This is a genomic window from Pseudomonas entomophila L48 (assembly GCF_000026105.1).
In the GTDB taxonomy this organism is placed as follows: Bacteria; Pseudomonadota; Gammaproteobacteria; order Pseudomonadales; family Pseudomonadaceae; genus Aquipseudomonas; species Aquipseudomonas entomophila.
Map to the genome: position 1 here is coordinate 3,752,064 of NC_008027.1, position 13,281 is coordinate 3,765,344.

The following is a 13,281-nucleotide window of genomic DNA, read 5'->3' on the forward strand; positions in this document are numbered from 1 at the left end:
ACGCGAGGATACCGAGTGAGCGCCGAACAACCCCTGATCGCCGACCTGTTCGAGGTCGACAAACGCCTGACCCTCAAGCCCGTCGTGGACTTCAACAGCTACCTGCGCAACGCCTTCGGCGACGGCCCCTGCCGCTGCCACCGCTGCGTCGAGGGCGCCGGCGACGAGAGCGGCTACGAGCACCGCCACAGTTTCGAACTGGAAGGCCGCACCCTGCACCGCCGCTTCGCCAGCACCACTGGCAGCGACGTGCTGATGGCACTGAAAAAGGCCTGGCTGTCCTACACCAAGGCTGAGCTGATTACCGTCGGCGTGCTGGACATGACCACCCTGAAAGCCTTCACCGAAGCCGCCCTGCACGAACGCCTGCTGGCCCTGCTGCCTGCCAGCGGCCTGGCGCGCGAAGTCGATGGCCAGTGGCAGTTGCAGGTGCTCGCCGACTGACGGTCGCCCCGGCAGGATTCTCCCGCTCTGCTACCTTGGGAGAATCCTCACCCACAGGTGACCCGACCATGGCCCGCACGACCCCCATCGAGCTGTACCGCAACATCGGTATCGTTGCCCACGTGGATGCCGGCAAGACCACCACCACCGAGCGGATCCTGTTCTACACCGGGGTCAACCACAAGATGGGCGAGGTGCACGACGGCGCCGCGACCATGGACTGGATGGCCCAGGAGCAGGAGCGCGGCATCACCATCACCTCGGCGGCCACCACCGCGTTCTGGCAGGGCTCGACCAAGCAGTTCGCCGACAAGTACCGCTTCAACATCATCGACACCCCCGGCCACGTCGACTTCACCATCGAGGTGGAGCGCTCGTTGCGTGTGCTCGATGGCGCGGTGGTGGTGTTCAGCGGCGCCGACGGCGTCGAGCCGCAATCCGAGACCGTGTGGCGCCAAGCCAACAAGTACCATGTGCCGCGCCTGGCCTACATCAACAAGATGGACCGCCAGGGCGCGGACTTCCTGCGCGTGGTCAAGCAGATCGACAAGCGCCTGGGGCACCACCCGGTGCCGATCCAGCTAGCCATCGGCGCCGAGGAAAACTTCATCGGCCAGATCGACCTGGTGAAGATGAAAGCCATCTACTGGAACGACGCCGACCAGGGCACCAGCTATCGCGAAGAAGAAATTCCGGCCGAGCTCAAGGCACTGGCCGATGAATGGCGCGCGCACATGATCGAAGCAGCGGCCGAAGCCAACGACGAGCTGACCATGAAATTCCTCGATGGCGAGGAGCTGACCATCGATGAAATCAAGGCAGCCCTACGCCAGCGCACCATCGCCAATGAAATCGTGCCGACCATCCTCGGCTCGTCATTCAAGAACAAAGGCGTACCGCTGATGCTCGACGCGGTGATCGACTACCTCCCCGCCCCTTCCGAAATCCCGGCGATCAAGGGCACCGACCCGGACCACGAAGACAAGCACCTGGAGCGCCATGCCGACGACAAGGAGCCCTTCTCGGCCCTGGCCTTCAAGATCGCCACCGACCCATTCGTCGGCACCCTGACCTTCGCCCGGGTGTATTCCGGTGTGCTCAGCTCCGGCAACGCGGTGCTCAATTCGGTCAAGGGCAAGAAGGAACGCATCGGCCGCATGGTGCAGATGCACGCCAACCAGCGCGCCGAGATCAAGGACGTGTGTGCCGGTGACATCGCCGCGCTGATCGGCATGAAGGACGTCACCACCGGCGACACCCTGTGCGATATCGACAAGCCAATCATCCTCGAACGCATGGATTTCCCCGACCCAGTTATCTCGGTGGCCGTGGAGCCGAAGACCAAGGGCGACCAGGAGAAGATGGGCATCGCCTTGAGCAAGCTGGCCCAGGAAGACCCGTCGTTCCGGGTCAAGACCGACGAAGAGACCGGCCAGACCATCATTTCGGGCATGGGCGAACTGCACCTGGACATCATCGTCGACCGCATGCGCCGCGAGTTCAACGTCGAGGCCAACATCGGCAAGCCGCAAGTGGCCTACCGCGAGAAGATCCGCAACACCTGCGAGATCGAGGGGCGCTTCGTTCGCCAGTCGGGCGGTCGTGGCCAGTACGGCCATTGCTGGATCCGTTTCGCCCCGGGCGATGAAGGCAAGGAAGGGCTGGAGTTCGTCAACGAAATCGTCGGCGGCGTGGTCCCGCGCGAGTACATCCCGGCCATCCAGAAAGGCATCGAGGAGCAGATGAAGAACGGCGTGCTCGCCGGTTATCCACTGATCAACCTCAAGGCCGCGGTGTACGACGGTTCGTACCACGATGTCGACTCCAACGAGATGGCCTACAAGATCGCCGCCTCGATGGCCACCAAGCAGCTGTCGCAGAAAGGCGGCGCGGTGCTGCTGGAACCGGTGATGAAAGTCGAGGTGGTGACGCCCGAGGAGTACCAGGGCGACATCATGGGCGACCTGAGCCGGCGCCGGGGGATGATCCAGGATGGCGACGAGACGCCGGCCGGCAAGGTGATCCGCGCCGAGGTGCCGTTGGGCGAGATGTTCGGCTACGCCACCTCGATGCGCTCGATGACCCAGGGGCGGGCCAGCTACACGATGGAGTTCACCCGCTATGCCGAGGCACCGGCGAGCATTGCCGATGCCATCGTCAAGAAGAACCGCGGAGAATGATGATGCGGTTCGCCGGCAAGCCGGCTCCTACAACGCGATCCAGTAGGAGCCGGCTTGCCGGCGAACCCGCCAGCTCAGGCACCACGCGCTCTCAATGCTGCTCCCCCGCCCGCTTGAGCAGCTTCTTGCAGCGCTCCGACAAGTGCACCACCCGCAGCTGCTTGCCCGCCTTGGCGTAACGCTCACGCAAGGTCTGCAACGCCGCAATCGCCGAATAATCGACAAAGCTCAGGTGCTGGCAATCCAGGGTGACCTTGACCGGATCGTTGGCCGGGTCGAACTGGTTCAGGAACGGCGTGGTCGAGGCAAAGAACAGCGTGCCATGCACCTGGTAACGCTTGCCGCCCTCGCCGTCCTCATGGCTGTCCGCATACAGCTCCCGCGCATGCTGCCAGGCGAAGTTGATCGCGGCGATGACGATCCCGAACATCACCGCCATGGCCAGGTCGGTGAACACCGTGACCACTGTCACCGCGACAATCGCCAGCACATCGCTCACCGGCACTTTGTTCAACACCCGCAAGGAGGCCCAGGCAAACGTCTGCTGGGCCACCACGAACATCACCCCCACCAGCGCCGCCAGCGGGATACGCTCGATCAGCGGCGACAGGAACAGCACGAACAGCAGGATCATCACCCCGGCTACCACGCCAGAAAGCCGCCCACGCCCATTGGAGCTCAGGTTGATCACGGTCTGGCCGATCATCGCGCAGCCGCCCATGCCACCGCACAGGCCCGAGACCATGTTGGCCGCCCCCAGCGCCACGCATTCGCGGTCCGGGTAGCCGCGGCTCTCGGTGATCTCGTCGGTGAGGTTGAGGGTCAGCAGGGTTTCCAGCAGACCGACCATGGCCATCAGGAATGCATAGGGCGCGATGATCTTCAGGGTCTCGAGGTCCCAGGGCACATCAGGCAGGGCCAATTGCGGCAAACCTCCGGCGATGTGCGCCATGTCGCCGAGGGTGCGGGTCGGCAGGCCGAGCAGGTAGACCAGCAGGCCGACACCGAGGATCGCCACCAGTGCCGGCGGCACCGCCCGGGTCAGCTTTGGCAGTAAGTAGACCACCAGCATGGTCAGCGCCACCAGCCCGATCATCAGGTACAGCGGCGTACCACTGAGCCAGTGGCCGCCCTCCTTGAAGTGCTCCAGCTGGGCCAGGGCGATGACGATGGCCAAGCCGTTGACGAAGCCGAGCATCACCGGGTACGGCACCAGGCGTACCAGCTTGCCCAGGCGCAACACGCCGAACAGGATCATCACCACCCCGCCGAGCAGCACCGTTGCCAGCAGGTACTGGGCACCGTGCTGCACCACCAGGGCGACGATGACCACGGCCATGGAACCGGCTGCGCCGGAGATCATGCCCGGGCGGCCACCGAACAGCGCGGTCAGGGTGCAGATGATGAAAGCGCCATACAGGCCCATCAGCGGGTTGAGGTGGGCCACCAGGGCGAAGGCGATGCACTCGGGCACCAGGGCGAACGAGGTGGTGAGGCCGGCGAGCAGGTCGGCGCGTAGACGAGCAGGTTTCATGAGGGTCCTGTGCAGGAGGCGAAGGCGACACACTTTCTTTGTGGGAGATTGCCCGCCCTTCGGGCTGCGCCGGGGTCCGTTGTAGGAGCGGCTTTAGCCGCGATGCAGGCCACGCGGTGCCCGGCACCCGCTTCGCGGGTGATCGCGGCTAAAGCCGCTCCTACAGGGGGCGTGCCAAATCAATGGGCGGGTGAAACTGAAATTCGAGGGTTGATGTTACGGAATTTGCCTCGCAGCAGCCAGTCACCACCCCACCCTTTCATGTGCCTGTGATCCAGGCCCGGCAAGATGCCGACAAATTTGCCATCATGTTCATTCCACCCGCGGAGATCATGGACATGCCGCTACGCCCCCTCATCGCCTCCCTGCTGCTGGCCGCCAGCCTAACCGCCCAGGCCGCCACCGAGGTCATCCCCCTGCAACACCGCGGCAGCGCCGAACTGCTGCCCGCCGCCCAGTCCTTCCTGGGCAAGGACGGCACCGTCAGCACCTTCGAGGACAAGCTGATCGTCAACGCCTCCCCCGAGCGCATCGACGACCTGCGCAGCCTGCTGCAGCAACTCGATACCGCGCCCAAGCGCCTGCTGATCAGCGTCGACAACAATGACAGCAACTTCCAGGACAACCACGGCAACGCACGGGTCATCCAGTACGGCACCAGCAACCGCGATGGCGGCATGCAGCAGGTGCAAGCCAGCGAGGGGCAGCCAGCGCTGATCCAGGTCGGCCAGAGCGTCCCGATCACCAGCACCGCCACCGACGGCTACGGGCGCCTGCAAACCAACACCGAGTACCGCAACGTCACCCAGGGTTTCTATGTCACGCCACGCCTGAGCGGCGACACGGTGCGCCTGCAGATCAGCACCAACAACGACCGCATGAGCCAGGAGCGCCCCGATGTAGTGAAGGTACAAAGCACCGACACGACCGTCACCGGCAAGCTCGGCGAGTGGATCACCCTGGCCGGATACAACCAGCAGAGCCAAGCCGATATCAGTGCGTCAAGCCGCACCTACAGCACCCAGCGCGGTGAAAACATGACTTTGCGTGTCAAAGTCGACCTTCTCGACTGAATCCAGGCAATTCAAGGCCTCGACCAAAGGCCTTGAAACTGACCGCAGAGTCGCATTAGACCAAAGATGTAGTAAGCGCAAAAAAGCACTACAAAACATTTGACAGGCTCTTTTTGGCAAAGGCATGATGGCCTCGCTCCCGCTAATCAGAGGCCCTGGCAAGGGTCTTCGGAGCGCCCTCCCCACCACCCGCGGAGGCGCTTCGTGTCCATACGGCCCATAAGGCGGTTCGACGGGATTGCGACTGCAACGAAGAAGTTGTCCCGAGGGACGGAAGCGCATCACCGCAGTTCTGGCAATCGCGTCGCACCGCAGCAAGGCAACCACGAGCCGACCTGCAGGGCACACCTTCGCCTGGCCTGCACACCCTTCCCCTTCGCACCTCCTCCGTTCGCCGCCGCACTCCCCCGGACAGCACAGCCGCCAGGCCCTCTGACCCGCGTATCCGAGCATCAGCACAATTACACTCAAGATCGATGCGACGAGGTTTATTTCCATGGCACTGACACGCGAACAGCAAATTGCAGCCCTCGAGAAAGACTGGGCCGAAAACCCGCGCTGGAAAGGCGTGACCCGTACCTACACCGCCGCTGATGTCGTTCGCCTGCGTGGCTCGCTGCAGCCAGAGCACACCTTTGCTCGCCAAGGCGCAGAAAAACTGTGGAAGCTGGTCACCGAAGGTGCCCACCCGTCCTTCCGCCCAGAAAAAGATTTCGTCAACTGCATGGGCGCCCTGACCGGCGGCCAGGCAGTGCAGCAGGTAAAAGCCGGCATCCAGGCCATCTACCTGTCCGGCTGGCAGGTTGCCGCCGACAACAACTCGGCCGAGTCGATGTACCCCGACCAGTCGCTGTACCCGGTCGACTCGGTACCGACCGTGGTCAAGCGCATCAACAACGCCTTCCGTCGCGCCGACCAGATCCAGTGGAAAGCCGGCAAGAACCCAGGCGACGATGGTTACATCGACTACTTCGCCCCGATCGTGGCTGACGCCGAAGCCGGTTTCGGCGGCGTGCTGAACGCCTACGAGCTGATGAAGAACATGATCGAAGCGGGCGCCGCCGGCGTGCACTTCGAAGACCAGCTGGCCTCGGTGAAGAAATGCGGCCACATGGGCGGCAAGGTCCTGGTCCCCACGCAAGAAGCCGTGCAGAAGCTGGTGGCCGCGCGCCTGGCCGCCGACGTTTCGGGCGTGCCGACCATCATCCTGGCCCGTACCGACGCCAACGCCGCCGACCTGCTGACCAGCGACTGCGACCCGTACGACCAGCCGTTCGTGATCGGCGAGCGTACCCGTGAAGGCTTCTATAAGGTGCGTGCCGGCCTCGACCAGGCCATCGCCCGCGGCCTGGCCTACGCCCCGTACGCCGACCTGATCTGGTGCGAAACCGCCAAGCCGGACCTGGACGAAGCCCGTCGCTTCGCCGAAGCGATCAAGAAGGAATACCCGGACCAGATCCTGTCGTACAACTGCTCGCCATCGTTCAACTGGAAGAAGAACCTGGACGACGCCACCATCGCCAAGTTCCAGCGCGAGCTGTCGGCCATGGGCTACAAGCACCAGTTCATCACCCTGGCCGGCATCCACAACATGTGGCACGGCATGTTCAACCTGGCGCACGACTACGCCCGCAACGACATGACCGCCTACGTGAAGCTGCAGGAGCAGGAGTTCGCCGACGCCAGCAAAGGCTACACCTTCGTGGCGCACCAGCAGGAAGTCGGCACCGGCTACTTCGACGACATGACCACCGTGATCCAGGGTGGCGCATCGTCGGTGACCGCCCTGACCGGCTCGACCGAGGAAGAGCAGTTCCACTGATAGTGGCTTGCTGAAAGAGGCCCAGGGCTTGCGAAAGCCCTGGGCCTTTTTTTGTTCGCCTGTAGGAGCCGGCCTTGCCGGCGAACACCGGCACAGCCGGTGCCATCCATCGCGTCGCCTGCTTCGCCAGCAAGGCTGGCTCCTACGGTTCGAGGCAGGCCTGGGCAAACAGGTGCGAACGGGCAATATCCGGGATCAGGTCTAAGCTTGAGGCTACCCCATAGCAAGGACTGCCCATGCCCCGCCCTGGCCACCTGTTCCTCATCGCCGCCGCAGCCGCCGCCTGCTATCTATATGCACTGGCGAGCGACAACGCGCTGCTCGGCCTGCTGGTCAAGCCCATTCCGGTGCTGGCCCTGATTGCCTGGCTGAGCACAACACCCGCCACGCCCTACCGCCGCTGGATCATGCTCGGCCTGGCCTTCTCGGTACTTGGCGACATCTTGCTGGCCATCCCCCACGACCTGTTCGTGTTCGGCCTGGCCGCGTTTCTCTGCGCGCACCTGGCCTACCTGCGCGGCTATTGCACGCTCACGTTGCGCCCAAACTACCCGGCCCTGGCCTTCGCCCTGGTGGTCGGCGGCTCGCTGTTCAGCCTGCTCGCCAGCCACGGCCTCGGTCCACTGCTCATACCGGTGGCGTTCTACGCCCTGGCCATCGGCGCCATGCTCTGGCGCGCGCTCGCCTGCGGCGGCCTGGCCGCGCTGGGTGCCTGCGCCTTCGTGTTCTCCGACAGCCTGATCGGCATCGACCGCTTCGTCAGCCCGTTCGCCGCCGCCGAGTACCTGATCATCCTCTGCTACTGGCTTGGGCAGTGGCTGATCGCCGCCTCGGTCATGCGGCACTCAACTGCACAAGTATTGACCCAGAGCGGTGCGAGCCGCCTCGGAAGCTGCTAGAACGAGAGTTTTTCGCATTTGCAAGTGGGCAGATTGCCCGAGGAACTTTACAAGGCTCAGAAACGCTAAAACATTACAGCCCAAGCTAAATGATATTAATTATCATTACACAACTAAGCGGTCGTTACGCGAGGCAAGAAACATAATTAACAAAACCGCGCGCAATGCCCGAAAATCAAGGGTTTCAGCCAGTTAGAGATGATTTTTGTTCTTAAACCTACGAATAAATTTGCAACGGAAATTTTACTTGCTCTGGGTTTACCCATAAAATCAGCGCGATTGATTCAGCTGCGACATTTGGTCACTGCGTCTGCGACACCACGTCGCCGCTCTACTTATTTCAGACTGCAGAGCTGGGTCTCTGTATAAGGATTTCAAGCATGTCCGATTCGGCAGGACTCATCGCCCACAACTGGGGCTTTGCCATCTTCCTCCTGGGTGTCGTCGGCCTGTGTGCCTTCATGCTCGGCCTGTCCAGCCTGCTCGGTAGCAAGGCCTGGGGCCGCGCCAAGAACGAACCCTTCGAATCCGGCATGCTGCCCGTCGGCAGCGCCCGCCTGCGCCTGTCCGCCAAATTCTATCTGGTCGCGATGCTGTTCGTGATCTTCGATATCGAAGCCCTCTTCCTGTATGCATGGTCTGTGTCCGTCCGCGAAAGCGGCTGGACCGGATTCGTCGAAGCACTCGTTTTCATAGCAATTCTGTTGGCTGGTCTTGTCTACCTATGGCGCGTCGGGGCGCTCGATTGGGCTCCCGAAGGTCGCCGCAAGCGGCAAGCGAAGCTGAAACAATGAGGCTTTGGCATGCAATACAATCTCACCAGAATCGATCCGGATGCACCCAACGAGCAGTATCCGGTCGGTGAGCGGGAAACCGTCACCGATCAACTGCTAGAGGACCAGGTCCACAAGAACATCTACATGGGGAAACTCGAAGATGTGCTGCGTGGCGCGGTCAACTGGGGTCGCAAGAACTCCCTCTGGCCGTACAACTTCGGCCTGTCCTGCTGCTACGTGGAAATGACCACGGCCTTCACGGCACCCCACGACATCGCCCGCTTCGGCGCCGAAGTCATCCGGGCCTCGCCGCGCCAGGCCGACTTCATGGTCATCGCCGGGACCTGCTTCGTCAAAATGGCGCCGATCATCCAGCGCCTGTACGAGCAGATGCTCGAACCCAAGTGGGTCATCTCCATGGGTTCGTGCGCCAACTCCGGCGGCATGTACGACATCTACTCGGTCGTTCAGGGGGTCGACAAGTTCCTCCCCGTGGACGTGTACGTGCCTGGCTGCCCGCCGCGCCCAGAAGCCTTCCTGCAAGGCCTGATGCTGCTGCAGGAATCGATCGGCCAGGAGCGACGCCCGCTTTCCTGGGTTGTCGGTGATCAAGGCATCTACCGTGCCGAGATGCCCGCCCAGAAAGACCTGCGTCGCGAACAGCGTATCGCGGTAACCAACCTGCGCAGCCCCGACGAAGTCTGATCCAGCGACCTGCCGCCCGCTCCCGAAGGAGCCGGCGGCCTGGCTTCATTCTTAACGCTGACCCAAAGCGACCGAGACCATGACAGCGGACAACGCTATTTATATTCCGCCCTACAAGGCTGACGACCAGGATGTGGTCGTCGAACTGCACAACCGTTTTGGCGCCGACGCATTCGTCGCCCAGGAAACCCGCACCGGCATGCCGGTATTATGGGTAAAACGTGCCCAACTCAAGGAAGTGCTGAGCTTCCTGCGCGGCGTCGCCAAGCCGTACAGCATGCTGTACGACCTGCACGGCGTCGACGAGCGCCTGCGCACCCAGCGCCGTGGCCTGCCCGCCGCCGATTTCAGCGTGTTCTACCACCTGCTGTCGGTAGAACGTAACAGCGACGTGATGATCAAGGTGTCGCTGAGCGAAGGCGACCTCAACCTGCCGACCGTGACCGGTATCTGGCCCAACGCCAACTGGTACGAGCGCGAAGTCTGGGACATGTTCGGCATCGACTTTGCCGGCCACCCGCACCTGAGCCGCATCATGATGCCGCCGACCTGGGAAGGTCACCCGCTGCGCAAGGACTACCCGGCCCGCGCCACCGAGTTCGACCCCTACAGCCTGACGCTGGCCAAGCAGCAGCTTGAAGAAGAGTCGGCACGCTTCAACCCTGAAGCCTGGGGCATGAAGCGTCACGGCGCCAACGAGGACTACATGTTCCTCAACCTCGGCCCGAACCACCCTTCGGCCCACGGTGCGTTCCGTATCGTCCTGCAGCTGGACGGCGAAGAGATCGTCGACTGCGTCCCTGACATCGGCTACCACCACCGTGGCGCCGAGAAGATGGCCGAGCGCCAGTCCTGGCACAGCTTCATCCCCTACACCGACCGTATCGACTACCTCGGCGGGGTGATGAACAACCTGCCGTACGTGCTCGCGGTCGAGAAGCTGGCCGGCATCCAGGTGCCGCAGAAGGTCGACGTGATTCGCATCATGCTCGCCGAGTTCTTCCGCATCACCAGCCACCTGCTGTTCCTGGGTACCTACATCCAGGACGTCGGCGCCATGACCCCGGTGTTCTTCACCTTCACCGACCGCCAGCGCGCCTACACCGTGATCGAGGCGATCACCGGTTTCCGCCTGCACCCGGCCTGGTACCGCATCGGTGGCGTCGCCCACGACCTGCCACGCGGCTGGGACAAGCTGGTCAAGGACTTCGTCGAATGGCTGCCCAAGCGCCTCGACGAATACACCAAGGCCGCCCTGCAGAACAGCATCCTCAAGGGCCGTACCATCGGCGTCGCCGCGTACAACACCAAGGAAGCCCTGGAATGGGGCACCACCGGTGCCGGCCTGCGTGCCACCGGCTGCAACTTCGACCTGCGTAAAGCCCGCCCCTACTCCGGCTACGAGAACTTCGAGTTCGAAGTGCCGTTGGCCCACAACGGCGATGCCTACGATCGCTGCATGGTCCGCGTCGAGGAGATGCGCCAGAGTATCCGCATCATCGACCAGTGCCTGCGCAACATGCCGGAAGGCCCGTACAAGGCGGATCACCCGCTGACCACGCCGCCACCGAAAGAGCGCACCCTGCAGCACATCGAGACCTTGATCACCCACTTCCTGCAAGTCTCGTGGGGCCCGGTCATGCCGGCCAACGAGTCGTTCCAGATGATCGAGGCGACCAAGGGCATCAACAGTTACTACCTGACGAGCGACGGCGGCACCATGAGCTACCGCACCCGGATCCGTACCCCGAGCTACCCGCACCTGCAGCAGATCCCTTCGGTGATCAAAGGCAGCATGGTCGCGGACCTCATTGCGTACCTGGGCAGTATCGACTTCGTTATGGCTGACGTGGACCGCTAAGCATGAACAGCACGCTTATCCAAACCGACCGTTTCGCCCTGAGCGAAACCGAGCGCTCGGCCATCGAGCACGAGATGCACCACTACGAGGACCCGCGCGCGGCGTCCATCGAAGCCCTGAAGATCGTCCAGAAAGAGCGCGGCTGGGTGCCGGACGGCGCCATCTATGCCATCGGCGAAGTGCTGGGCATCCCCGCCAGCGACGTCGAGGGCGTGGCCACCTTCTACAGCCAGATCTTCCGCCAGCCGGTCGGCCGCCACATCATCCGCGTGTGCGACAGCATGGTCTGCTACATCGGCGGCCATGAGTCGGTGGTCAGCCAGATCCAGAGCGAACTGGGCATCGGCCTCGGCCAGACCACCGCCGACGGGCGTTTCACCCTGCTGCCGGTGTGCTGCCTGGGCAACTGTGACAAGGCCCCGGCGCTGATGATCGACGACGACACCTTTGGCGACGTGCAACCGGCTGGCGTTACCAAACTGCTGGAGGGTTACGTATGACCATCACTTCCTTCGGCCCGGCCAACCGCATCGCGCGCTCGGCCGAAACCCACCCGCTGACCTGGCGCCTGCGTGACGACGGCGAGCCGGTCTGGCTGGCCGAGTACGAATCGAAGAACGGCTACGCCGCTGCCCGCAAGGCACTGGCCGAGATGTCCGCCGACGACATCGTGCAGAGCGTCAAGGACTCCGGCCTCAAGGGCCGTGGCGGCGCAGGCTTCCCCACGGGCGTGAAGTGGGGCCTGATGCCCAAAGACGAATCCATGAACATCCGCTACCTGCTGTGCAACGCGGATGAAATGGAACCCAACACCTGGAAAGACCGCATGCTGATGGAGCAACAGCCCCATCTGCTGGTCGAGGGCATGCTGATCAGCGCCCGTGCGCTGAAGGCCTACCGCGGCTATATCTTCCTGCGTGGCGAATACACCACCGCGGCGAAGAACCTCAATCGCGCCATCGACGAAGCCAAGGCCGCAGGCCTCTTGGGCAAGAACATCCTCGGTTCCGGTTTCGACTTCGAGCTGTTCGTGCACACCGGCGCCGGGCGCTACATCTGCGGTGAAGAAACCGCGCTGATCAACTCGCTGGAAGGCCGCCGCGCCAACCCACGTTCCAAGCCGCCCTTCCCTGCCGCCGTCGGCGTATGGGGCAAGCCGACTTGCGTGAACAACGTCGAGACCCTGTGCAACGTCCCAGCCATCGTCGCCAACGGCAACGACTGGTACAAGTCACTGGCCCGCGAAGGCAGCGAGGATCACGGCACCAAGCTGATGGGCTTCTCCGGCAAGGTGAAGAACCCCGGTCTGTGGGAGCTGCCGTTCGGCGTCACCGCCCGTGAGCTGTTCGAAGACTACGCCGGTGGCATGCGCGACGGCTTCAAGCTCAAGTGCTGGCAGCCTGGCGGCGCCGGTACCGGCTTCCTGCTGCCCGAGCACCTCGATGCGCAGATGTACGCCGGTGGCATCGCCAAGGTCGGCACCCGTATGGGTACTGGCCTGGCCATGGCGGTCGACGACAGCGTCAACATGGTTTCGCTGCTGCGCAACATGGAAGAGTTCTTCGCCCGCGAATCCTGCGGCTGGTGCACCCCGTGCCGCGACGGCCTGCCGTGGAGCGTGAAGATGCTGCGCGCCCTGGAGAAAGGCCAGGGCCGCGCCGAAGACATCGAGACCCTGCTGGGTCTGGTCAACTTCCTCGGCCCAGGCCGTACCTTCTGTGCTCACGCACCGGGTGCCGTCGAGCCATTGGGCAGTGCCATCAAATACTTCCGGTCCGAGTTCGAGGCCGGTGTCGCTCCCGCTAGCGCGGCCGACACCCTGCGCCCGAACCTGGCCAAGCCGATCGTGGTCGGCGCATAACAAGATGAAGCAGCGGATGGTCCGTGCCATCCGCCAGCCCGCAGGCCGGCCCGAACGATTCGAGGCCGGCCGCAGGCTCACCGATTTCCATTAGCCACGCCCGCCCACGCGGGCCAACGAAGAACT

At 63.3% G+C, this 13,281-nt stretch carries 11 protein-coding genes; 10 read left to right on the forward strand and 1 reads right to left on the reverse strand.

The window, feature by feature from the left end; translation table 11 throughout:
* Positions 1-15 precede the first annotated feature (15 nt).
* The gene (locus PSEEN_RS16075; protein WP_011534609.1) at positions 16-444 is read left to right on the forward strand and encodes a hypothetical protein; all 429 of its coding nucleotides are present in this window, start codon (positions 16-18) and stop codon (positions 442-444) included.
* 68 nt (positions 445-512) lie between these two features.
* Entirely contained in the window at positions 513-2,624 is a 2,112-nt protein-coding gene (fusA, locus tag PSEEN_RS16080; RefSeq protein WP_011534610.1) for an elongation factor G, read from the forward strand.
* Positions 2,625-2,715: 91 nt separating this feature from the next.
* Here the strand turns inward: fusA and PSEEN_RS16085 are convergent, their stop codons facing one another.
* Positions 2,716-4,158, reverse strand: a complete 1,443-nt coding sequence (locus tag PSEEN_RS16085; protein ID WP_011534611.1) for a SulP family inorganic anion transporter — start codon at positions 4,156-4,158, stop codon at positions 2,716-2,718.
* Positions 4,159-4,466: 308 nt separating this feature from the next.
* Between PSEEN_RS16085 and PSEEN_RS16090 the strand changes: the two genes are divergently transcribed.
* From PSEEN_RS16090 to nuoF, 8 genes are all read left to right on the forward strand, one after another.
* On the forward strand, positions 4,467-5,231 hold the full coding sequence (locus PSEEN_RS16090; RefSeq protein ID WP_193383908.1) for a secretin N-terminal domain-containing protein: 765 nt from the start codon (positions 4,467-4,469) through the stop codon (positions 5,229-5,231).
* A gap of 496 nt (positions 5,232-5,727) precedes the next feature.
* The gene (gene aceA, locus PSEEN_RS16095; protein WP_008096174.1) at positions 5,728-7,053 is read left to right on the forward strand and encodes an isocitrate lyase; all 1,326 of its coding nucleotides are present in this window, start codon (positions 5,728-5,730) and stop codon (positions 7,051-7,053) included.
* 236 nt (positions 7,054-7,289) lie between these two features.
* Positions 7,290-7,952 carry a lysoplasmalogenase gene (locus tag PSEEN_RS16100; protein WP_011534613.1) on the forward strand — a complete coding sequence of 221 codons (663 nt, stop codon included), beginning with the start codon at positions 7,290-7,292 and terminating at the stop codon, positions 7,950-7,952.
* A gap of 380 nt (positions 7,953-8,332) precedes the next feature.
* Positions 8,333-8,746 (forward strand): NADH-quinone oxidoreductase subunit A, encoded by a 414-nt coding sequence (locus PSEEN_RS16105; protein WP_011534614.1) that lies wholly within the window; start codon positions 8,333-8,335, stop codon positions 8,744-8,746.
* Between the two features lie 9 nt (positions 8,747-8,755).
* Positions 8,756-9,433 (forward strand): NuoB/complex I 20 kDa subunit family protein, encoded by a 678-nt coding sequence (locus PSEEN_RS16110; protein ID WP_008096180.1) that lies wholly within the window; start codon positions 8,756-8,758, stop codon positions 9,431-9,433.
* 79 nt (positions 9,434-9,512) lie between these two features.
* On the forward strand, positions 9,513-11,294 hold the full coding sequence (nuoC, locus tag PSEEN_RS16115) for an NADH-quinone oxidoreductase subunit C/D (protein ID WP_011534615.1): 1,782 nt from the start codon (positions 9,513-9,515) through the stop codon (positions 11,292-11,294).
* Positions 11,295-11,296: 2 nt separating this feature from the next.
* Complete coding sequence (gene nuoE / locus PSEEN_RS16120) at positions 11,297-11,794, forward strand: NADH-quinone oxidoreductase subunit NuoE (protein ID WP_011534616.1); 498 nt, start codon at positions 11,297-11,299, stop codon at positions 11,792-11,794.
* The gene (gene nuoF / locus PSEEN_RS16125; protein ID WP_011534617.1) at positions 11,791-13,155 is read left to right on the forward strand and encodes an NADH-quinone oxidoreductase subunit NuoF; all 1,365 of its coding nucleotides are present in this window, start codon (positions 11,791-11,793) and stop codon (positions 13,153-13,155) included. The genes nuoE and nuoF overlap by 4 nt, the downstream gene beginning before the upstream one ends.
* Positions 13,156-13,281 lie beyond the last annotated feature (126 nt).